We start from the raw sequence: 20,776 nt of genomic DNA, 5'->3' as shown, positions 1-20,776 counted from the left end.
CATGCGAAAGTCCCAGCAAGGCAAGGGGATGCGGCGCCGAGGGGGCCGAGTTGGGTACACTCTGTATTCAGGACACTCCGAGGAGTGATTTTCGTGAATTTGTGGCGGGCTAAACGGCACTTCACGTTGCCTTATGGGTGGTGAACTCGCTAGTTTCCCAACCCGTCCGACTCCGTCGAGTGGAAACCTGAGGTGACCCGGCGTGGCTCTTCCGCCCCTAACCCCCGAACAGCGCGCCGCAGCCCTGGAGAAGGCTGCCAAGGCGCGCAAGGAGCGGGCCGAGGTTAAGAACAAGCTGAAGCACGGGGGAACCTCGCTCGCCGAGGTTCTCAAAGAGGGTCAGGCCGACGACGTCATCGGAAAGATGAAGGTGTCGGCCCTCCTGGAATCGCTGCCCGGTGTGGGCAAGGTCCGTGCGAAGCAGATCATGGAGCGCCTGGGCATCGCCGAGTCCCGCCGTGTGCGGGGCCTCGGCGCCAACCAGCGCGCATCCCTGGAGCGTGAGTTCGGCGGAAGTGCGAACCGCTGACGCGCGACTCACGGGCGGGCGCGGCGGTCAGACCGCCGCGGCCGGCTCGGGGCGACCCGGGAACGGCACCATCCCGTCCGGCTCCGGCGCACCCATCGCTGCGCCGGAAGGCTCCATGCCGCATGGCCCGCTCGCGCGGCGGCTGACGGTCCTGTCCGGGCCGTCGGGCGTCGGCAAGAGCACGGTCGTCGCCGAGATCCGGCGCTCACACCCCCGGGTGTGGCTGTCGGTCTCGGTGACCACCCGGGCTCCCCGCCCGGGTGAGACCGACGGTGTGCAGTACTTCTTCGTCGACGACGCCGGTTTCGACCGGCTCGTCGCCGAGGGGCAGCTCCTCGAATGGGCCGAGTTCGCGGGCAACCGCTACGGAACCCCGCGCCGGCCCGTCGAGGAACGCCTCGCCCGCGGCGAACCGGTGCTGCTGGAGATCGACCTCCAGGGCGCCCGGCAGGTCCGCCGGTCCATGTCCGAGGCGCGGCTGGTGTTCCTCGCTCCCCCCAGCTGGGAGGAGCTCGTCCGCCGCCTCACCGGACGCGGCACCGAGCCCCCCGAGGTCATCGAGCGCCGCCTCGACGCGGCCCGCGTGGAACTCGCCGCCGAGAAGGAGTTCGACGTCACGCTCGTCAACACGTCCGTTCGGGACGTGTGCGGCGAGCTGCTAGCCTTGATGGCTGACCAGTAGCCTGTTCAATCTACGGAAGGCCACCGAGTGGCAGTCAGCAACGAGGGCATCACCAACCCCTCGATCGACGAGCTCCTTGAGGTCGTCGACACCAAGTACGGCCTCGTGAGCATCGCGGCCAAGCGCGCCCGGCAGATCAACGCCTACTACGCCCAGCTGGGCGAGGGCCTTCTGGAGTACGTCGGCCCGCTCGTCGAGACGCAGGTCCAGGAGAAGCCGCTGTCGATCGCGCTCCGCGAGACGCGCGAGGGCCTCCTGAACGCCGAGCCCATCGAGGGCTGAGCCCGCAGCGCCCACCCCGGGCGGAGAGCGGGCGGCGCGTGATGGGATCGTGGGCCACATGACCTCCCCCAAGCCGCGCGTCGTGCTCGGCGTGAGCGCCGGCATCGCCGCGTACAAGGCGTGCGAGCTGCTCCGGCGGCTCACCGAGTCGGGCCACGACGTCACCGTCGTGCCGACCGCGGACGCGCTCCGCTTCGTCGGAGAACCCACCTGGGCCGCCCTGTCCGGCAAGCCGGTGTCCCCGCGCGTCTGGGACGGCGTCGCCGAGGTCCCGCACGTCCGTCTCGGTCAGCAGGCCGACCTGGTGTTCGTCGCACCGGCGACCGCCGACCTGCTCGCCAAGGCGGCCCACGGCCTCGCCGACGACCTGCTGACCAACACCCTGCTCACCGCCCGCTGCCCCGTGGTGTTCGCGCCCGCGATGCACACCGAGATGTGGCAGCACCCGGCGACGCAGGCCAACGTGGCGACGCTGCGCGAGCGCGGCGCCGTCGTCGTCGAGCCCGCGTCCGGACGCCTCACGGGCAAGGACACCGGCCCCGGCCGGCTGCCCGACCCCACCGAGCTGTTCGAGGTGGCCCGGCACGTGCTGGCCCGCGGCGCCGCGGGGCGCGACCTCGCCGGACGGCATGTGGTGGTCTCGGCCGGGGGCACCCGGGAGGCCATCGACCCCGTCCGCTTCATCGGGAACCGCTCGTCGGGCCTGCAGGGCTACGCCCTGGCCCGGACCGCCGCGGCCCGCGGCGCCCGGGTGACCCTCGTCTCGGCGAACGTCGCTCTGCCCGACCCGGCGGGCGCCGAGACCGTCGCCGTCGGATCGGCGGAGGAGATGCGCGAGGCCGTCGTGAAGGCCGCCGGATCGGCCGACGCGGTCGTCATGGCCGCGGCCGTCGCCGACTTCCGCCCGTCCGGCTACCGCGACTCCAAGATCAAGAAAACCGAGGGGACGGAGCCCGAGCCGATCCGGCTCGTGAAGAACCCCGACATCCTGGCCGAGCTGGGCAGGATCCGCAGGCCCGGCCAGGTCGTCGTGGGGTTCGCGGCCGAGACCGACGACGTCCTCGCCAACGGCCGGGCCAAGCTCGCCCGCAAGGGCAGCGACCTCCTCGTCGTCAACCAGGTCGGCGAGAACCTGACCTTCGGCCGTCCCGACAACGCCGCGACCATCCTCGGCGCCGACGGGTCGCGGACGGAGGTGCCGCGCGGGGCCAAGGAGGCGCTCGCCGAGGTCGTGTGGGACCTCGTCGCCGCGCGGTTGGAGCGCACGTCAGGCCAAGGTCAGGGCGAAGGGCGCCGATCCCGCTAGACTTCTGGGCCTAACATCGTGGGGAACCCATGGCGGGGGGCGGCGTCCCTCGCCGAACTCGACAAAGAATCCGTTCTGCGACGTCAGTCAGCAGCCGCTGCAAGGAGTTCACGTACGTGTCTCGCCGCCTGTTCACCTCCGAGTCGGTGACCGAGGGTCACCCGGACAAGATCGCGGACCAGATCAGCGACGCGATCCTCGACTCGATGCTCAAGGACGACCCGAAGAGCCGGGTCGCCGTCGAGACGATGATCACGACCGGTCAGGTCCATGTGGCCGGTGAGGTCACCACCGAGACCTATGTGGACATCCCGGGCGTGATCCGGGAGAAGATCCTGGAGATCGGCTACGACTCGTCCAAGAAGGGCTTCGACGGCCACTCCTGCGGCGTGTCGGTGTCCATCGGCGCGCAGTCGCCCGACATCGCGCAGGGCGTGGACGACGCCTACGAGACCCGCGAGGGCGAGGGCGTCGACGACCTGGACCGGCAGGGCGCCGGCGACCAGGGCCTGATGTTCGGCTACGCCACCAACGAGACGCCCGAGCTGATGCCGCTGCCGATCACGCTGGCGCACCGGCTCGCCCGGCGGCTGTCGGCGGTCCGCAAGAGCGGCGACGTGCCCTACCTGCGCCCCGACGGCAAGACCCAGGTCACCATCGAGTACGACGGCGACCGCGGCGTCCGCCTCGACACCGTCGTGGTGTCCAGCCAGCACGCTCCCGACATCGACCTCAAGGAGCTGCTGGGTCCCGACGTCAAGGAGCACGTCGTCGATCCGGTGCTCGCCGAGTTCGAGCTCGACACCGAGAACTACCGGCTGCTGGTGAACCCCACCGGCCGCTTCGAGATCGGCGGCCCGATGGGCGACGCCGGCCTCACCGGCCGCAAGATCATCGTGGACACCTACGGCGGCATGGCCCGGCACGGCGGCGGCGCGTTCTCCGGCAAGGACCCGTCCAAGGTCGACCGCTCCGCCGCGTACGCGATGCGCTGGGTCGCCAAGAACATCGTCGCCGCGCAGCTGGCCGACCGCGCCGAGGTGCAGGTCGCCTACGCGATCGGCAAGGCCCACCCGGTCGGGGTGTTCGTGGAGACGTTCGGCACCGAGAAGGTCGCCCCCGAGAAGATCGAGAAGGCGATCGGGGACGTCTTCGACCTGCGTCCGGCCGCGATCGTCCGCGACCTGGACCTGCTCCGCCCGATCTACCAGCAGACGGCCGCCTACGGCCACTTCGGCCGCGAGGAGCCCGACTTCTCCTGGGAGTCGACCGACCGCGCCAAGGACCTGGCCTCCGCCGCCGGCCTCTAACCGGTCTTCCGCGAAGAAGGGCCCCGGGCAACCCCGGGGCCCTTCTTCACGCGCCCGTGCCGGTCCTGTGCCTGTGCCGGCTCCGCGCCTGTCACAAGGGGATGCCCTGTGAGCGGACCCCGCCTTGCGGCCGCCGATGTGGAGACGGGCCGCCGTGCGCCGGCTGGGCGGGGGTCAGCGAGCGCAGTGGTTGCCGCGGTGCAGGCCGTAGGGAGCGGCGATGGTGTAGCGGCCCGGGGTGCGCGCCTTCAGCCGGACGAACTCGCCCGCCCGTGCCAGGCACGCGTCCCCGCCCGTCGCTCTCAGCCAGGGAGACCAGGACACGCGCACCAGGACGGACCCGGGCGAGGGCATGTCCACGACGAGCTTGCCGGAGTCGAGCGTGCTGACGAACGCGGGCCGGTCGACCAGCGGCGTGGGGCTCGCCACGCGGTACAGCCGCCAGTGCTCGTCCCGCCAGATCTCCGTCAGGTACGGCTGGCCGCCTTCGACGAGGGCGGCCTCCTCCTGCGCGGACCAGTCGACCTCCTGCTCGGGCAGGACGACGTACTGGACGGCCCACTTGTGCAGCCAGTCGCGGTAGGAGGCGGGCGTCAGCGCGCCCTTCTCGTAGAACAGCTCGTGGCGTTCGGCGTCGACCTGGCGGTTCCAGCCCCGGGCGAGCGCGAAGTGGCGGCTGAGGCCGGAGGACTCCCAGTGCGAGCGCAGCGGGACGACCTCGATGCGCGCGTCGCCCGCGCCGACGGCGCCCAGCTCGCCGATGAGGCCGCGGGCGTGGTCGGCGGCCGTGGCCGCGGGCTCGGTGTGGATGACGTCGTCGACGGGCTTCACGACCTGCCAGGACGCCGTCACGATGAACGCCAGCGACAGCACGGCGATCCGCAGCCGTCCGTGCGCGCGCGCGACGGCCGACAGCAGGAACATGCCGCCGAACAGCAGCGAGAGCCGTTCGACGTTGCTGCCTATGGGGGAGGGGATCAGCCAGGTCAGCAGGATCCCGGCCAGGTAGACGGCGGCGCCGGTGCGGATGAAGCTCCAGCTCTTCGGCGCGCAGAACAGGATCGCGGCGACGCTGGTGACGGCGGGCAGCACGATCGCGTTCAGGGAGATCGGCTGGACGCCGCTGAACGGGAAGAGCAGGCTGGTCGTGCCGACCACGACGGGCAGGCCCACGGCGACGCAGACGCCGGCGCGGCGTCGCCCGGTGAGGAAGAGCGCGGCGGCCAGCACGAGCAGGAACAGGCCCGCGACGGGGCTCGCGAGCGAGGCCAGCACGCTCAGCCCGACCATCGCCGCGGCGCGCAGCGCGGGCGTCCCGCGCGGGGTGAACGCCACGATGGTCGCCATGAGCGCGAACATCAGCCCCAGGCCGAACGTGACGCGGCCGGAGGCGGCGTTGCAGGACAGCGCGAAGGCGGCCCACAGGGAGGCGGGCAGCGCTACGGGCGCCCTGAACTGCTTGAGCAGGCAGGCGGTGAGCGTCGCGCAGAGCGTGCCCGTGATCACCGCGACCGTGCGGATGCCGAACAGCGCCATCAGGTACGGCGACACGAGACTGTAGGAGGCGGGGTGCATCCCGCCGTACCAGGCGAAGCTGTAGGCCGCGCCGGGGTGCTTCCAGGCGAAGTCCGTCCACGCGGCCTGCGCCGCGAGGTCGCCGCCCTCGGTCGCGAGGAGCAGGCCCCACACCAGGTGCAGGACGGCGCCGGCCAGCGTGGCCGCGACCACGGGGTGGCGTGCCCACTTCTTCCACCGGGAGGCGGCCGAGGGGCTGGGGGAACGGCGTGACACCCCGTCGCTGGCCGGGGAGTCCGTCCGCTCATGGGCATGAGCTGTGGTCACATCGCCTGCAGGGCTCGTCGGACGGCGAGGGTGCGGACGGGCGTCGGGCAATGGGCCGGAGATCGCGCACCCCGTTCAAACGGACCAACCCTAGCGTGCGAGTTCGGCTGTCGGATCGATCTGGTAGGACGGGGACGTGACGAAGGACGGCGGGGGAACGGACCTGATCCCGGGGCTGGACGCCCTCCCGGGCGCGCCCGCCGCCAAGCCGAACAAGCCCGGGAAACCCGCAAGAACAGGGAAGAAGGGGGCGCGCCGTCCGGCCGCGGATCTGCCCGTCGCGCGGGTCGCGGTCGACATGTCGCTCCCGCACCTGGACCGTCCCTTCGACTACCTCGTCCCCACCGAGCTGGACGCGAAGGCGGTTCCCGGCTGCCGCGTGCGGGTGCGCTTCGCGGGCCAGCTCGTCGACGGTCTCCTCCTGGAGCGGGCCGCCGAGAGCGGCCACGGCGGCAAGCTGCTGTTCCTGGAGAGGGTGACCTCGCCGGAGCCCGTCCTGACCCCGGAGATCGCCGCGCTGGTGCGGGAGGTGGCCGACCGCTACGCGGGCACGTTCGCGGACGTCCTGCGGCTCGCCGTCCCTCCCCGGCACGCCCGCGTCGAAGCCGAGCCCGTGGAGGAGACCGCCCCCGCCCCGCCCGAGGCGCCCGACGCCGGCGCGTGGCGGGAGTACCCGGCGGGGGAGTCGTTCCTGAGCGCGCTGGCCGACGGGAGGGCGCCGCGCGCCGTGTGGACGGCGCTGCCCGGCCCCGACTGGGCGGCGGCCATCGCGCTCGCGGTCGCCGCCACGCTGAGCGGCGGGCGCGGTGCGCTCGTCGTGGTCGCCGACGGCCGCGACGCGGCGCGCGTCGACGCGGCGCTGGAGGCGGAGCTGGGGGAGGGCCTGCACGTCGCGCTGACGGCGGAGCTGGGCCCGGCGGAGCGCTACCGGAGATGGCTCTCCGTCCTGCGCGGCAAGGCGCGCGCGGTCGTCGGCACCCGCGCCGCCATGTTCGCGCCCGTCGCCGACCTGGGGCTGGTCGTGCTGTGGGACGACGGCGATGACGTCCACGCCGAGCCGCACGCGCCGTATCCGCATCCCCGCGACGTCCTCGCCCTGCGCGCCCACCGGTCGGGGGCCGGCGCGCTGATCGGCGGGTTCACCCGGACGACCGACGCGACGCAGCTCGTGGAGACCGGCTGGGCCCACGCGCTCGCCGCCGACAGGAACCGCATCCGGGCGAGGATGCCGCGCGTCCGCTACGTGGGGGAGGACGCGCAGCTCGCCCGGGACGCCGCCGCCCGCACCGCGCGCCTGCCGAACGTCGCGTTCGAGGCCGCACGGCAGGCGCTGGAGAGCGGGCCCGTTCTCGTCCAGGTGCCGAGGCGCGGTTACGTCCCCGGCATCGCCTGCGGGAGGTGCCGCACACCGGCGCGCTGCCAGACCTGCCAGGGGCCCTTGGCGCTTGCGTCGTCCCACGCGGCCCCGTACTGCGCCTGGTGCGGTCACATCGCGGGCGACTGGCACTGCCCCGAATGCGGCTTCTTCCAGGTGCGCGCCGTCGTGGTGGGCGCCAAACGCACGGCGGAGGAGCTCGGCCGGGCGTTCCCCGGAGTGCCCGTACGCACCTCGGGCCGCGAGGCCGTCCTCGACCGGGTCGGCCCGGAGCGGGCTCTCGTGGTGTCGACGCCCGGGGCCGAGCCTCCGGCGGAGAACGGATACCTGGCCGGGCTGCTGCTGGACGGCTGGGTCCTCCTCGGGCGACCTGACCTGCGCGCCGGTGAGGAGACGCTGAGGCGCTGGATGAACGCGGCGTCGCTGGTCCGCCCCCAAGCCCCGGTGATCGTGGCGGCCGAGGGGGCGCTGCCGGCGGTCCAGGCCCTCGTGCGCTGGGACCCGGTCACGTACGCGGAGCGGGAACTGGCCGAGCGCAGGGAGGTGGGCTTCCCCCCTGCCGCGCGCATGGCGTCGCTGACCGCGTCCCCGGCCGCCATACGGGAACTCCTGGCCGACACCCGGTTGCCTGAGGGCGCGGAGGTCCTCGGGCCCGTTCCTCTCCCACAGTCGGGCACGGAGGCTCAAGAGAAGGAACGCGCACTCATACGCGTCCCTCGCACCTCAGGCAACGCCCTGGCACGCGCCCTGAAAGAAGCGCAGGGCGTACGCAGCGCACGCAAGGCAACGGAGACCGTCCGCGTCCAGATCGACCCCCTGGAACTGATCTGACGCTGAAGCTCTGCCGACGCCGTACCTCCACCGGCGCCGCGGAGCGCAACCGGTGCTTGTGGAGCGCGACCGGGCCCTGGAGCGCAGCCGGGTGGTGGAGCGCAGCCGGGTGGTGGAGCGCAGCCGGGTGGTGGAGCGCAACCGGGTGGTGGAGCGCAACCGACCCCGTGGAGCGCAACCGGTGCTTGTGGAGCGCGACCGATGTTGTGGAGCGCAACCGACCCCGTGGAGCGCAACCGGTGCTTGTGGAGCGCGACCGATGTTGTGGAGCGCAACCGACCCCGTGGAGCGCAACCGACCCCGTGAAGCGCAACCGGTGCTTGTGGAGCGCGACCGCCCCCGTGGAGCGCAGTCGGTGCTGTGGGGCTCGATCGACCCCTGACTCGACCGGCCTCCGTGGGGGCGTGGTGGAGCGACTCGGGTGGGTGGGGGGCTCAATCGACCCCGGGGGGCTCGGTCGACCAATAGGGTTCAGGCGTGGCCGACAACTGGGTGGAGACCACCGCGGGCGACCTGCGGCGGTGGTCGGACGAGCGCGGTGAAGCGCTGGACGAGCAGGGCGTCCGCATCCTGCTCGACCTGGCGCGGGAGGAGATGGGCCTGGCGGGCCCGGAGGCGCTGGAGCCGCGGCACGTCCGCGAGCTGCTCCTGGAGGTCTTCCCCGAGTCCGTGGTCGCCGCGCGCGACGACGTCCCCACCATCCTGGACGCCCTGCGCCGGATCGTCGCCTACCTGCGCGACACCGGCGCCGTCCCCGCGGCGGCCGCCGACGGGCTGGAGGCGGAGATCGAGCGGACCGGCCCCGGCTTCGCCGAGGTCGTCGCCGCCGTCGACAGCGAGGAGCGGCAGGCGGCGGCCGAGGTCGTCGCCGGGCTGATGCAGGCCGACGGGATCGACCTGGACGACCAGGACGCCGTCGACGCCTGGATGCGCGACTTCGAGGCGCAGCCGGAGGAAGAGCGCTTCGCCCGCACCGAGGAGTACCTGCGGCAGGCCGGAGAGCTGACGGTCCCGCCCGTTCGGCTCGCGTCGCAGGCCGAGGTCGCGGACGCGGCGCGGCGGTCCGGCCTCACCGAGGCGGTCCTGGCCCTGGCCCGCTGGACGGGCGAGCGGCCGCTCGGCGAGCACGGCGCGCTCACCGGCGCCGACGCCGAAGCCGCCCGGCAGGCGCTCGGAATCGACACCCCGCGGCGCCACGGGCAGCTGGAGGACGACGGCGCGCTGGACCGGCTGTGGTGGGCCGCCGTCGAGGCGAAAGTGATCGACGCCGGGGACGGCCGCGCCGCTCCGGGCCCCGCGCTGGCGGGCCTCGGGTCCGGTGACGACGCGGCGCTGCTCACCGCCTGGCTGCCGCTGTTCGACTCCGTCGTGGTGCCCGGCCACGACTACGCCGACGGCCTGGACGCGGTCGAACTCGTCCAGAACGAGCTGACCGGCGTCCTCATCCACCTGTACGAGCAGGAGGAGCCGGCCGGGTTCGAGGCCCTCGCCGATGCGCTGCTGGGCCACATCGAGGAGGCCTACGACCTCACCGACGCCGACACCATGTACGCGCTCGTGGCCGACGCCCTCGCGCTGGAGCTGGCGGTGCTGGGGGACTGGGGCGTCATCGAGGAGTCCGGCGGGGGGCGTGTGCTCACGCCGCTCGGGGTGTGGGCCGTCCGGGAGCTGCTCCTCGCGGACGGGTTCACCGCCCCCGTGATCGGCGAGCTGGCCGGAGCCCGCGCGTCCGAGCTCATCGCGGGCCTCACCTGGTACCGGCCGGAGGCCGCCGACGAGGAGATCGACGGCTGGCTGGCGTCGCACGACCCCAAGGACGCCGCCGCCGACCTGCTGGACGTGATGCGGACCGGCGGCCCCGGCGCCCGCAACCTCGCCGCCGCCGTCCTGCACCGCGTCGGCCCCGAGGCCGCGGGGGTGGTCCGCGCCGCGCAGGAGCACCCGCTCGTGGCGCCCTACGCCGCGATGTGGCTGAACGCCGCCGGCGACCCGGCGGGGCGGGAACTGGCCCGCGAGGAGTACCTCTGGGTCTTCGTCGACACGGTCGCCGGGATGCTGGAGACGGCCGAGCCGCAGGAGGCGGTCGAGGCGGCGCTCATCGACGCGCCGCCCGGGGCCGAGATGATGACCATGGTGGACGAGCTGTGGCGCACCCATCATCCCGGTGTGGCCGACGTCCTGGAGGCGCTGGGGGCCCACCACCCCGACAAGGCGACCGCCAAGGCCGCCCGTACCGCCGCCTACAAGGCGCGTTCGGCGCGTCAGAGCGCGCACCGCGGTGTGTGAACATGGCGTGAATGTTCCGGGCCCGCGCCTCCGTAGACTTGTGGGGCGCGCGCCGGTTGTCATCGGCACCCGCAGGCAGTCGGCGGCACCCGCAGTGACCGGGCGCCGCCCGCAGTGATCAGCGACATTCGCACGAAACGGAGTCCCCGTTGGCCGTCAAGCCCATCCGCCTCTTCGGCGACCCCGTGCTGCGCACGCCCGCGGAGCCGGTGAAGGACTTCGACAAGGAGCTGCGCCAGCTCGTCAAGGACCTCACCGACACGATGATCGACGCCCCCGGCGCGGGCCTGGCCGCCCCCCAGCTCGGCGTCGGGCTGCGCGTGTTCACCTACTACGTCGACGACCGCCTCGGGCACGTGGTCAACCCGACGCTCGACCTGTCGGACGAGCAGGAGACCGACGACGAGGGCTGCCTGTCCCTGCCCGGCCTGGCGTTCCCCACGCCCCGCTCCCTCGGGGTGGTGGCGAAGGGCTTCAACATGCACGGGGAGCCGATCACGCTGGAGGGCACCCACCTGCTGGCGCGCTGCGTCCAGCACGAGACCGACCACCTCGACGGGATCATCTTCATCGACCGGATGGACCCCGAGCAGCGCAAGGCCGCGATGAAGGCGATCCGGGAGGCCGAGTGGTTCGGCGAGCCGGCGCCCGTCGTGAAGGAGTCGCCGCACCGCACCCTCGGGAAGGCGATCTAGATGCGGCTGGTCTTCGCCGGGACGCCCGAGACGGCGCTCCCGGCCCTGACGGCCCTTCTGGGGTCCTCGCACGAGGTCGTGGCGGTCGTGACCCGCCCCGACGGGCGTTCGGGGCGGGGGAGGCATCTGAGCGCCAGCCCGGTCGCCTCGCTCGCCGCCGAGGCCGGCGTTGAGGTGCTGAAGCCGGCGAAGGCCCGCGACCCCGAGTTCCTCGACCGGCTCCGGGAGATCGCGCCGGACTGCTGCCCGGTGGTCGCCTACGGCGCGCTGCTGCCCCGCGAGGCCCTGGACATCCCCCGCCACGGCTGGGTGAACCTGCACTTCTCGCTGCTGCCCGCCTGGCGCGGGGCCGCCCCCGTGCAGCGCTCGATCCTGCACGGCGACGACGTGACCGGCGCGGCCACGTTCCAGATCGAGGAGGGCCTGGACACCGGCCCGGTCTACGGCGTGCTCACCGAGCCGATCCGGCCGGACGACACCGCAGGCGAGCTGCTGGGACGGCTGGCCGTCGCCGGCGCGGACCTCCTGCTGGACACCATGAACGGGATCGAGGCGGGCGTCCTGGAGCCCCGGCCCCAGCCGACCGATGGGGTGTCCCACGCGGCGAAGCTGACGCCCGAGGACGGCCACGTCGACTGGAAGAGCCCGGCCCTGCACATCGACCGCCTGATCCGCGCCTGCACCCCGGCGCCGGGCGCGTGGACGAACTTCCGCGACGCGCGCGTCAAGCTCGGCCCCGTCCGTCCGGCCTCCGGCGCCGCCGCGCTGGCGCCCGGTGAGATCAGCGCGGGCAAGAGCGAGGTGCTGGTCGGCACGGCCACGCATCCCGTCGCGCTGGGCGAGGTGCAGCCGCAGGGCAAGCGCCCCATGGCCGCCGCCGACTGGGCTCGCGGCCTCAACCTCACCGGCAAGGACGCCCTGCACTGATGCCTCCCGCCCGCAACCGCCGACGCGCCCCGAACACCCGTCCGGGCGGTCCCCGCAAGACGGGCCGCCCTCAGGATCTCGTCCGCCGTACCGCGTTCGACGTGATCCGGGCGGTGGAGACCCGCGACGCCTACGCGAACCTCCTGCTTCCCTCGCGCCTGCGCGACCGCGGCCTGACCGGTCGCGACGCCGCCCTCGCCACTGAACTGACGTACGGGACCTTGCGCGGCAGGGGAACCTACGACGCGGTGCTCGCGCTGTGCAGCGACCGCGAACTGCGCCGGATTGACGCGCCCCTCCTGGACGTCCTGCGCCTCGGCGCCCACCAGGTCCTCGCCACCCGCATCCCGCCGCACGCGGCCGTGGGGACGACGGTGGAGCTGGCCCGTTCGGTCTCCGGCCCGGGCCAGGCCAAGTTCGCCAACGCGGTGCTCCGCAAGGTCGCCATGCGCGACATGGACGCCTGGCTCCAGATCGTGGCGCCCGCCGACGCCGACACCACGACGCGCCTGTCGATCGCCCACAGCCACCCGAAATGGATCGTGTCCGCCATGCGGGACGCCGTCGGGACGGCCGAGATCGACGAACTCCTCGCGGCCGACAACGCCCGCCCCCGCGTGACGCTCGTCGCACGCCCCGGCAGGGCGACGCTCGAAGAGTTGTACGACGCGGGCGCGGAGCCCGCCCCCTACTCGCCCTACGGCGCCGTCCTAGCCGAGGGTGACCCGGCGGGTATCGCCGCCGTCCGCGACGGGCGCGCAGCCGTCCAGGACGAGGCCAGCCAGATGGTCGCCCTCGCTCTGACCGAAGCTCCCCTGGAGGGCCCGGACGCACGTTGGGCCGACCTTTGCGCCGGCCCCGGAGGCAAGGCCGGGCTCCTGTCGGCTCTCGCCGCCCAGCGCGATGCCCGGCTTCTCGCCGCGGACGTCCAGCCGCACCGCGCCGGGCTCGTCCGGCGCGCGGTCGACGACCGGACGGGCGTGGTCGCAGCCGACGGCACCGCTCCGGCGTGGCGTCCGGGTTCCTTCGACCGGGTCATGGTGGACGCTCCCTGCACCGGTCTGGGCGCGCTCCGCCGCCGCCCTGAGGCCCGCTGGCGCCGCGGCCCCGAATCGGTCGCCGAACTCGGGCCGCTCCAGCGGAAGCTGCTCGCCACGGCACTGGAGTCCATCCGCCCCGGCGGCGTGGTCGCCTATGTCACCTGCTCTCCCCACCTGGCGGAGACCCGCGTGGTGGTGGACGACGTCCTGCGCAAGCGCGACGACGTCGAACGGCTCGACGCGCCCGGCATCCTCGCGGGGATCGCCCCGGGTCTCACCGGGCTGGGGGACGGCCCGTACGCCCAGTTCTGGCCGCACCGCCACGGCACGGACGCGATGTTCCTGGCGCTGCTCCGCCGTACATGACCTGACCTCTGGGGGGAGGCACTCTGCTGACCGGCTTCATGGTCTTCATGTCGTACCTGGGCAGTGCGGCCTTCTACGTTCCGCTGCTCCTGGCGCTGTTCTGGTGCGTTGCGCCGAGGCTGGCCGGCAGGGCCGCCGTGGTGCTGCTGTTCGGCGCGGCGGTCAACTCCCTCCTGAAGCTGGTCTTCCACGCTCCCCGCCCGTACTGGACGGACCCGAACATCCAGGGCAGGCAGTCGCTGTCGTCGTTCGGGATGCCGTCCGGCCACGCCCAGAACAGCGTCGCGGGCTGGGGCTTCTTCGCCGCCCAGACCAGGCGGTGGTACCTGTGGGCGGGCGCCGCCGCCGTCATCTTCCTGATCGGGGTGTCCCGCGTCTACCTGGGCGTCCACTCGACGGGGCAGGTGCTGGCGGGCTGGGGCGTCGGCCTGGTGGTCCTGGTCGCCGCGCTCGGGTTGGAGCCCATCGTCGTCCCGTGGTGGCGGCGGCGACATCTGGCCGTGCAGCTGGCGCTCTCGCTGGCGGTGTCCTTGCTGATGCTCGCGGCGGCCTGGGGCGCGGCGCGGCCGCTCCGGGACTGGCAGTGGCCCCAGGCATGGGCGGAGGCCATCAGGGCGGCCGGGGGTGTCGCCGAGCCCGTCACCCTGACCGATTCGGCCCAGGCGTCCGGGGCTCTCTGCGGACTCCTGATGGGGCTCTCCCTCGTCGCCTGGCGCGGCTGGTTCGATCCGGGCGGCAGGGCCTGGCAGCGCCTGACGCGCCTCCCGGTGGGGCTCGCGGGGGCGGCGGTCATCGCCCTGTTCGAAGGGGCCGGCCTGGTGCAGGCCTTCGTCGTGCAGGCGCTGCTCGTGCTGTGGGTGACGGCGGGTGCGCCGGAGGCCTTCGTCCGCCTGCGCCTGGCGGCCCGTCCCACCCCGGGCCTCACCCAGGCGGGTGACGATCGGGCGGGGCTGCGCCAATAGAATCGGGGCATCATGGCTCCTCAGATCGCACCCAGCATCCTGTCCGCCGACTTCGCCCGCCTGGCCGAGGACGTCGCGCGCATCGCCGACTCCGCCGACTGGGTCCACGTCGACGTGATGGACAACCACTTCGTCCCGAACCTCACCCTGGGACTGCCCATCGTGCAGGCTCTGCTCAGGAACAGCGCGCTGCCCCTCGACTGCCACCTGATGATCGAGGACCCCGACCGCTGGGCGCCGCAGTACGCCGAGGCCGGAGCCGGGAGCGTCACCATCCACGCCGAGGCGGCGAAGGCGCCCATCCGCACCCTGCGGGCCATCCGCGCCGCGGGCGCGCGCGCCGGGCTGGGCGTCAACCCGGCCACCCCGGTGGACGGTTTCGAGGACCTCCTCGGCGAGATCGACATGCTCCTGCTGATGACCGTCGAGCCCGGCTTCGGCGGCCAGAAGTTCCTGGACGTCGTCCTGCCGAAGGTCCGCCGCGCGCGGGAGCTCATCAAGGGCCGCGACCTGCCCGTCTGGCTCCAGGTGGACGGCGGCGTCAGCGCTGAGACGATCGAGCGCTGCGCGGAGGCGGGCGCGGACGTGTTCGTCGCCGGCAGCGCCGTCTACGGGGCCGACGACCCGGCCGAGGCCGTCCGCAGGCTCCGCGGCCAGGCCGAAGAGGCGACGGCCAAGGCGGACTGGTGATCCTCTCTTGTGCCGCCGTCCTGTTCGACGTGGACGGCACGCTCGTCGACTCGACGCCCCTGGTGGAACGCGCGGGCCGTGAATGGGCCGCGGAGTACGGCATCGACCCGGACGTGTTCATGTCGGGCGCGCACGGCCGCCGCACGAGCGACCGCGTCGCCGAGTTCCTGCCGGCCGAACGGGTCCGCGAGGCCACCGCGCGCCTGGACGCGCTGGAGGCGGTCTCCACCGACGGCATCATCGCCCTGCCCGGGGCCCTGGACCTGCTGGCGGACATGAGCGGCCTGCCCCACGCCTTCGTCACGTCCATGGACCGGGCGCAGTTCAAGGCGCGATCGGAAGCGGCGGGGATCCCCTCCCCGCCCATCCTGGTGACCGCCGAGGACGTCGCGGACGGCAAGCCCGACCCGTCCGGCTACCTCCAGGCGGCCGGCCGCCTGGGCGTGGACCCGTCCGCCTGCGTGGTCGTCGAGGACGCCCCCGCCGGGATCGCCGCGGGCCGCGCGGCCGGGGCCACCGTCCTCGCACTGGTCACCAGCCACCCGGAGGAGTCCCTGGCCGAGGCGCACCACGTCGTCCAGGACCTCAGCCGCGTGAGGTCCACCCCCGCCGGTCTGCACCTCACGATCGCCTGACGCCCCGGTCTCAGCCCCCGGCGCTCCCGGCCCCCGCGGCGCCGATGCCGAGCGAGGCGTGGAACATGGCGTGGACGCGGAACCGGCGCACGGCCGCGAGGTTGAGGTGCTGCACCTGGTGGCTGCCGAGGAACCGCCCTTCCCCGGACGCCCGCGCGGTCAGCAGGCCCGCCCGCCACAGGATCTCGATCAGCTCGTTCGGGTCGCACGAGGGAAGCCACGACCCGGTCCCGTGGGTGGGGACGTCGCCGCAGGCCAGCTCCAGGCACAGCAGTTCGAGCTCCTCGCGGCCGAAGACGGCGGGACGGCTGCGGAACACCTCGAACACGCTCAGCAGCCCCGGGTACTGGGAGCGGTACTCGGCGGCGATGTCCTTGGTCCGCTCGGCGGAGTAGCCGTACTCCGACCGCTCGATCGCCGAGTACGGCACGGGCAGTTTGGAGCGCCGGGCCCTGGTCTGCTCCAGCGCCTCCGAGCAGAACTGGATGAGCTCGCGCGGCCGGTACAGCGTCCGGTCGACCATGTAGCCGAACGTCCCGTCCCGCCCCTTGCCGGGCGGCGGCGGCGCGAAGACCGCCGACCAGCACGCCCGGTCCCCGGCGCGTTCGAGGGCGTCCACGGCGAAGCCGTTCTCGTGGGCCGAGTGCCGGATCCGCCTGGCGATCAGTTCGAGCAGGGAGTCCTCCGACCAGGAGATCTTCTCCAGCAGGTCCCGGTGTTTCTGCGCGTCGTCGTACAGGGCGGGGATGTCGTCGTACAGCTCCTGCCGCAGCGACATGTAGACGCGCAGGTTCTGGTGGAGCGCGTTGATGGACACGCACGCCTGGAAGAGCCCGGACACGAACGCCTTGGCGTCCTCCGAGGAGTCCCAGCCGCGGTCCAGCTCGTCCACGAGCACCACCACCCGCTGGTTGTCCAGCACCTTGCGCAGCGCCGGCAGCAGGTTCTGGATCTCCTCCAGCTGGTAGAGGCGGTCCAGCTCGCGGGTCCGCACGCCGGCCTCGATCGGCCCGATCTTCACGGCCTCCAGCCGCTTGAGGTAGGAGACCAGCAGCGACAGGGGCCCGAGCTGCTGCGCGCCGTGGATGTCGCGGATGTAGTTGTGGATCTGCCGGCCGCCGTTCTTGGTGAGCCGCATCCCCTTGCGCGCGAGCGCCTTCATGACGAGCACGTAGATCAGGTACTTCCACGCGGCGGCGTAGGCGCCCTGCTTGGCCCACGAGCCCGCGCTCTCCGCCGCCATCGTGGAGCTGAGCAGCTCGTAGGAGTAGTCCTCGGGCGACAGTTCGATGACGTGGCTGCCGGCGGCCCGCTCCCGCCTGGCCAGCACCTGGAAGATCGCGCTCTTGCCGGCCCCGCGGTTGCCCATCAGGATCGTCTTCGCCCCGGACCGGACGCGGTGGTAGGCGGGGGACTCCACGAAGTACTTCTCCAGTCCCCGGGAGATGTCGCGTTCGGCGGACGGGGTACCGAAGTCGAGAACGTCAAGGATCTTGGGCGACAGGTTCAGCTTCGCCATTGGCCTTTCCAGAAATGGAGGGCGGGGGTTCCGTCAACAACGTGCACCGGGCGCCCGCCTTCCGGCAAGACCCGCCGCCGACTCCTGCGGAGCGGCCGTGCGCGCCGTGGCACGGCCGCCGCGTCGTGGCGATGGTCACAGGGGCGCGGAATGGAATGCGTGGCACACTGGTTGGCAAAGCATGAACGCGTGCTCCGGGGTCGGTGAAATTCCGAACCGGCGGTGACAGTCCGCGACCCGGCCGAATCCATCGGCCGGTTGACCCGGTGGAACTCCGGGACCGACGGTGAAAGTCCGGATGGGAGGCAGCGCGCGGTACGCCCCTGACCAGGGGTGTATCAGGACGTACGTACGTCTCTCGCGTCCCCCGGAGCCACTGATCTAGGAGGCCCGGGAGATGTTCACCGGCATCGTCGAGGAGCTCGGCGAGATCGTGGCGATCGAGCCCCAGGGGGACTCGGTCGCGCTCGCGGTCCGCGGGCCGCTGGTCGTCCAGGACGCCGTGCACGGCGCGTCGATCGCGGTCAACGGCGTCTGTCTCACCGTGGTGGACGTCAAGGGCGAGGTCTTCACCGCCGACGTCATCAAGGAGACGCTCGACAAGTCCAGCCTGGGCGTGCTGGAGCCGGGCTCCAAGGTCAACCTCGAACGTCCCGTGCGGCTGTCGGACCGGCTGGGCGGCCACCTCGTCCAGGGCCACGTCGACGGCGTCGGCGCGATCGTCTCCCGCGAGCCGGGGGAGCGGTGGGACGTGGTGACGGTGTCCCTGCCCGCCGAGCTGAGCCGCTACCTGGTCGACAAGGGCTCGATCACCATCGACGGGATCAGCCTCACGGTCGTCGAGGCGGGCGCCGACCGGTTCAGCGTCGCCCTCATCCCGACGACGCTCGCGCTGACCACCCTCGGCCACAAGCGGCCCGGCGACCCGGTCAACCTCGAGGTGGACGTCGTCGCCAAGTACGTCGAGCGGATGCTCGGAGACCGGTCTTGAACTGGCTCGGCGCCGGATTCGAGGTCTTCGGCGAGCACATCCTGTGGACCGATCTCGCCGGCAACGTCCTGTCGCTCGCCGTGGTCTGGCTCGCCATGCGCAAGACCCTCTGGACCTGGCCGGTGCAGCTGGTCGGCGCCCTCCTGCTGCTCGCGGCCTCGCTGCACGCGAACGTCCCGGGGAACGCGCTCAAGCAGATCCTCTTCTGCGGGCTCGCCCTCTACGGATGGTTCATGTGGACCCGGGGGCGGAGCGAGGCCGAAGGGCTCGTCGTGCGGCAGGCGACGGTCAGGGAGCGCGCCGTGCTGCTCGTCGCGCTCCTGCTCGGCACGGCCGTGGTCGCCGAGCTGTTCGTGCACCTCGACTGGCTGAAGGTCGCCTGGTCGCCGTGGGCGAACGCCTACATCTTCGTCGGCAGCGCGGTCGCGACGTTCGCGCAGAGCCGCGCGCTCGTCGACTTCTGGATCGTCTGGGTGCTGGTCGACCTGGTCGGGGTGCCGCTGGCGCTCAAGTCCGGGCTGTACGTCTCCGGCGCCGTCTACGGGATCTTCTTCGTGATGGTGATGGTCGGGTTCAGGAACTGGCTCCGGGAGTCCCGGGGCGAGCGCAACTCCACGCAAAAGGCGGTGACCGCATGAGCGGCAACGACACGGCGCTGAACGGCACGGGAACCGAGGGCACGGTGGCCGGGAACACGGGGATCTTCGACTCCATCGAGTCGGCGGTCGCCGACATCGCGGCGGGCCTGCCCGTCGTGGTCGTCGACGACGAGGACCGCGAGAACGAGGGCGACATCATCTTCGCGGCGTCGAAGGCGACGCCCGAGCTGCTGACGTTCACGATCCGCTACACCAGCGGCGTCATCTGCGTCCCGATGGAGGGCGCCGACCTCGACCGGCTGCAGATCCCGCTGATGACCGCGCAGAACACCGAGCGCATGCGCACCGCCTACACGATCAGCGTCGACGCCCGTCTCGGCATCGCCACCGGCATCTCCGCCGCCGACCGGGCGCACACGATCCGCACGCTGTGCGACTCGGCGTCCGAGCCCGGCGACTTCGTCCGCCCCGGCCACATCTTCCCGCTGCGCTACCGCGAGGGCGGCGTCCTGCGCCGGCGCGGCCACACCGAGGCCGCCGTCGACCTCGCCCGGCTCGCCGGGCTCGCCCCGGCCGGCGTCCTCGCCGAGGTGGTGAACGAGGACGGCACCATGGCGCGCCTGCCCGAGCTCCAGGTCTTCGCCAAGGAGCACGGACTCAAGCTCATCTCGATCGAGCAGCTCGCCGAGTACCGCAGGCGCACCGAGGCGATGGTGACCCGCGTCGTCGAGACCCGCCTGCCCAACCGGTTCGGGATGTGGCGCGCGGTCGGGTTCTCCAGCGCCATCGACGGCGGCGAGCACATCGCGCTCGTGCTGGGCGACCTCGGCGACGGCGAGGACGTCCTGGTCAGGGCCCACTCCGAGTGCCTCACCGGCGACGTCCTGCACTCCGAGCGCTGCGACTGCGGAACCCAGCTCGACGCCGCCATGGAGCGGATCGCCGAAGAGGGCCGCGGCGTCGTGCTCTACCTGCGCGGGCACGAGGGACGCGGGATCGGCCTGCTCGCCAAGCTCCAGGCGTACGCCCTCCAGGACAACGGCTCCGACACCGTCGACGCCAACCTGGAGCTGGGGCTGCCCGCCGACGCGCGCGAGTACTCCAACGCCGGCCACATGCTGCGCGAGCTGGGCGTACGCTCGGTAAGGGTGCTCACCAACAACCCGGACAAGCTCAGGGGACTGGGCGGTTTCGGGGTGGACGTGCGGGGCCGCGAGGCCATGCCCGTCATCGTCACCGAGCACAACCGGCGCTACCTGACGGTCAAGCGCGACCGCCTCGGCCACCAGATCGAACTCGGCCACCAGATCGGAACCCGGCACCAGAGCGAGGGACTCTCATGAGCGGCGCGGGACGCCCCGAGGACATCACGGTCGACGCGGCCGGGCTCACGCTCGGCATCGTGTGCACCCGCTGGCACGAGCGCGTCACCGACCGGCTGCTGGAGCGGGCGCTCGCCGCGGCGAAGGCGTGCGGCGTGGAGGAGCCGGTCGTGGCCCGCGTCGCCGGCGCGCTCGAACTGCCCGTAATCGCCCAGCAGATGGCCCGCGACCTCGACGCGGTCGTCTGCCTCGGCGCGGTCATCCGAGGCGCCACCGCCCATTTCGACTACGTGTGCGACTCGGTGACCGCCGGTGTGACCCGCATCGCGCTGGACGAGTCGACTCCGGTGGGCAACGGGGTGCTCACCTGTGACACCATTGAGCAGGCACTGGAACGCAGCGGGCTGCCTGGCAGCTCCGAGGACAAGGGATGGGAGGCGACTGTGGCCGCACTCGACACGGCACTGACCCTGCGAGGTCTGCGGCATCACGGTCACGCCAGGCACGGCCTGGAGCATCTGGGCTCCTGAGCGGGGGGCGCCAGAGCCCCGAACGTCCCGGTATCCCGTACCCGTCCTGATCGAAAG

The 20,776-nt window shown here is 72.7% G+C and carries 19 protein-coding genes and 1 riboswitch; of the genes, 17 read left to right on the top strand and 2 right to left on the bottom strand.

The window, feature by feature from the left end; genetic code table 11:
- Positions 1 to 202: 202 nt before the first annotated feature.
- The 5 genes from mihF to metK all read left to right on the top strand — a co-directional run bounded on the left by mihF (position 203) and on the right by metK (position 4,109).
- A complete protein-coding gene (gene mihF / locus BJY14_RS07020) occupies positions 203 to 529 on the top strand; it encodes an integration host factor, actinobacterial type (protein WP_067463056.1) in 327 nt (108 codons plus the stop codon).
- A gap of 115 nt (positions 530 to 644) precedes the next feature.
- Positions 645 to 1,211, top strand: a complete 567-nt coding sequence (gene gmk, locus BJY14_RS07015) for a guanylate kinase (protein WP_179842860.1) — start codon at positions 645 to 647, stop codon at positions 1,209 to 1,211.
- Between the two features lie 27 nt (positions 1,212 to 1,238).
- Positions 1,239 to 1,493 carry a DNA-directed RNA polymerase subunit omega gene (rpoZ, locus tag BJY14_RS07010; RefSeq protein ID WP_131950118.1) on the top strand — a complete coding sequence of 85 codons (255 nt, stop codon included), beginning with the start codon at positions 1,239 to 1,241 and terminating at the stop codon, positions 1,491 to 1,493.
- A 58-nt stretch (positions 1,494 to 1,551) separates the two neighbouring features.
- The gene (gene coaBC, locus BJY14_RS07005; RefSeq protein ID WP_179842859.1) at positions 1,552 to 2,799 is read left to right on the top strand and encodes a bifunctional phosphopantothenoylcysteine decarboxylase/phosphopantothenate--cysteine ligase CoaBC; all 1,248 of its coding nucleotides are present in this window, start codon (positions 1,552 to 1,554) and stop codon (positions 2,797 to 2,799) included.
- A 116-nt stretch (positions 2,800 to 2,915) separates the two neighbouring features.
- On the top strand, positions 2,916 to 4,109 hold the full coding sequence (metK, locus tag BJY14_RS07000) for a methionine adenosyltransferase (RefSeq protein ID WP_089312389.1): 1,194 nt from the start codon (positions 2,916 to 2,918) through the stop codon (positions 4,107 to 4,109).
- 174 nt (positions 4,110 to 4,283) lie between these two features.
- Here the strand turns inward: metK and BJY14_RS06995 are convergent, their stop codons facing one another.
- Entirely contained in the window at positions 4,284 to 5,837 is a 1,554-nt protein-coding gene (locus BJY14_RS06995; protein WP_179849223.1) for a DUF8823 domain-containing protein, read from the bottom strand.
- Between the two features lie 250 nt (positions 5,838 to 6,087).
- Here BJY14_RS06995 and BJY14_RS06990 point away from each other — a divergent pair, with 250 nt between their 5' ends.
- From BJY14_RS06990 to BJY14_RS06955, 8 genes are all read left to right on the top strand, one after another.
- Positions 6,088 to 8,157, top strand: coding sequence for a primosomal protein N' (locus BJY14_RS06990; RefSeq protein WP_179842858.1), 2,070 nt, complete (start codon positions 6,088 to 6,090; stop codon positions 8,155 to 8,157).
- 477 nt (positions 8,158 to 8,634) lie between these two features.
- A complete protein-coding gene (locus tag BJY14_RS06985) occupies positions 8,635 to 10,443 on the top strand; it encodes a hypothetical protein (protein WP_179842857.1) in 1,809 nt (602 codons plus the stop codon).
- 149 nt (positions 10,444 to 10,592) lie between these two features.
- On the top strand, positions 10,593 to 11,138 hold the full coding sequence (gene def / locus BJY14_RS06980) for a peptide deformylase (RefSeq protein ID WP_179842856.1): 546 nt from the start codon (positions 10,593 to 10,595) through the stop codon (positions 11,136 to 11,138).
- Positions 11,139 to 12,065: a methionyl-tRNA formyltransferase gene (gene fmt / locus BJY14_RS06975; RefSeq protein WP_179842855.1), complete on the top strand. Its 927-nt coding sequence runs from the start codon at positions 11,139 to 11,141 to the stop codon at positions 12,063 to 12,065. It begins immediately after the preceding gene.
- Positions 12,065 to 13,471 carry an RsmB/NOP family class I SAM-dependent RNA methyltransferase gene (locus tag BJY14_RS06970; RefSeq protein WP_179842854.1) on the top strand — a complete coding sequence of 469 codons (1,407 nt, stop codon included), beginning with the start codon at positions 12,065 to 12,067 and terminating at the stop codon, positions 13,469 to 13,471. Before fmt ends, BJY14_RS06970 begins: the two co-directional genes overlap by 1 nt.
- Before the next feature lie 47 nt (positions 13,472 to 13,518).
- Positions 13,519 to 14,433: a phosphatase PAP2 family protein gene (locus tag BJY14_RS06965; RefSeq protein WP_179842853.1), complete on the top strand. Its 915-nt coding sequence runs from the start codon at positions 13,519 to 13,521 to the stop codon at positions 14,431 to 14,433.
- A 12-nt stretch (positions 14,434 to 14,445) separates the two neighbouring features.
- The gene (gene rpe, locus BJY14_RS06960) at positions 14,446 to 15,123 is read left to right on the top strand and encodes a ribulose-phosphate 3-epimerase (protein ID WP_179842852.1); all 678 of its coding nucleotides are present in this window, start codon (positions 14,446 to 14,448) and stop codon (positions 15,121 to 15,123) included.
- Positions 15,120 to 15,758 (top strand): HAD-IA family hydrolase, encoded by a 639-nt coding sequence (locus BJY14_RS06955; RefSeq protein WP_179842851.1) that lies wholly within the window; start codon positions 15,120 to 15,122, stop codon positions 15,756 to 15,758. The genes rpe and BJY14_RS06955 overlap by 4 nt, the downstream gene beginning before the upstream one ends.
- A gap of 10 nt (positions 15,759 to 15,768) precedes the next feature.
- On the opposite strand, the gene BJY14_RS06950 is transcribed toward BJY14_RS06955, so the two are convergent.
- Positions 15,769 to 17,277, bottom strand: a complete 1,509-nt coding sequence (locus BJY14_RS06950; RefSeq protein WP_218905171.1) for a P-loop ATPase, Sll1717 family — start codon at positions 17,275 to 17,277, stop codon at positions 15,769 to 15,771.
- Positions 17,278 to 17,462: 185 nt separating this feature from the next.
- Positions 17,463 to 17,593: riboswitch (FMN riboswitch) on the top strand.
- An 81-nt stretch (positions 17,594 to 17,674) separates the two neighbouring features.
- On the opposite strand from BJY14_RS06950, the gene BJY14_RS06945 reads away from it, so the two are divergent.
- From BJY14_RS06945 to ribH, 4 genes are read left to right on the top strand one after another with little or no spacing between them, the layout of a single operon-like run.
- Positions 17,675 to 18,268 (top strand): riboflavin synthase, encoded by a 594-nt coding sequence (locus BJY14_RS06945; RefSeq protein ID WP_179842850.1) that lies wholly within the window; start codon positions 17,675 to 17,677, stop codon positions 18,266 to 18,268.
- The gene (pnuC, locus tag BJY14_RS06940; protein WP_179842849.1) at positions 18,265 to 18,906 is read left to right on the top strand and encodes a nicotinamide riboside transporter PnuC; all 642 of its coding nucleotides are present in this window, start codon (positions 18,265 to 18,267) and stop codon (positions 18,904 to 18,906) included. Before BJY14_RS06945 ends, pnuC begins: the two co-directional genes overlap by 4 nt.
- Positions 18,903 to 20,210 carry a bifunctional 3,4-dihydroxy-2-butanone-4-phosphate synthase/GTP cyclohydrolase II gene (locus BJY14_RS06935; protein WP_218905170.1) on the top strand — a complete coding sequence of 436 codons (1,308 nt, stop codon included), beginning with the start codon at positions 18,903 to 18,905 and terminating at the stop codon, positions 20,208 to 20,210. The genes pnuC and BJY14_RS06935 overlap by 4 nt, the downstream gene beginning before the upstream one ends.
- The gene (ribH, locus tag BJY14_RS06930) at positions 20,207 to 20,719 is read left to right on the top strand and encodes a 6,7-dimethyl-8-ribityllumazine synthase (RefSeq protein WP_179842848.1); all 513 of its coding nucleotides are present in this window, start codon (positions 20,207 to 20,209) and stop codon (positions 20,717 to 20,719) included. Before BJY14_RS06935 ends, ribH begins: the two co-directional genes overlap by 4 nt.
- The last annotated feature ends 57 nt before the right edge of the window (positions 20,720 to 20,776 follow it).

It is taken from the genome of Actinomadura luteofluorescens (assembly GCF_013409365.1).
Lineage (GTDB): Bacteria > Actinomycetota > Actinomycetes > Streptosporangiales > Streptosporangiaceae > Spirillospora > Spirillospora luteofluorescens.
The sequence above is the reverse complement of the archived record's forward strand: the minus strand, read 5'-3'. Positions and strand labels throughout refer to the sequence as shown.

What these genes read in the sequence shown, in the direction of transcription:
- gmk (WP_179842860.1), top strand. Translation starts at nt 645, where the DNA reads ATGCCGCATGGCCCGCTCGCGCGGCGGCTGACGGTCCTGTCCGGGCCG.
- coaBC (WP_179842859.1), top strand. Translation starts at nt 1,552, where the DNA reads ATGACCTCCCCCAAGCCGCGCGTCGTGCTCGGCGTGAGCGCCGGCATC.
- fmt (WP_179842855.1), top strand. Translation starts at nt 11,139, where the DNA reads ATGCGGCTGGTCTTCGCCGGGACGCCCGAGACGGCGCTCCCGGCCCTG.
- BJY14_RS06970 (WP_179842854.1), top strand. Translation starts at nt 12,065, where the DNA reads ATGCCTCCCGCCCGCAACCGCCGACGCGCCCCGAACACCCGTCCGGGC.
- BJY14_RS06965 (WP_179842853.1), top strand. Translation starts at nt 13,519, where the DNA reads ATGTCGTACCTGGGCAGTGCGGCCTTCTACGTTCCGCTGCTCCTGGCG.
- rpe (WP_179842852.1), top strand. Translation starts at nt 14,446, where the DNA reads ATGGCTCCTCAGATCGCACCCAGCATCCTGTCCGCCGACTTCGCCCGC.
- BJY14_RS06950 (WP_218905171.1), bottom strand. Translation starts at nt 17,277, where the DNA reads ATGGCGAAGCTGAACCTGTCGCCCAAGATCCTTGACGTTCTCGACTTC.
- BJY14_RS06945 (WP_179842850.1), top strand. Translation starts at nt 17,675, where the DNA reads ATGTTCACCGGCATCGTCGAGGAGCTCGGCGAGATCGTGGCGATCGAG.
- BJY14_RS06935 (WP_218905170.1), top strand. Translation starts at nt 18,903, where the DNA reads ATGAGCGGCAACGACACGGCGCTGAACGGCACGGGAACCGAGGGCACG.
- ribH (WP_179842848.1), top strand. Translation starts at nt 20,207, where the DNA reads ATGAGCGGCGCGGGACGCCCCGAGGACATCACGGTCGACGCGGCCGGG.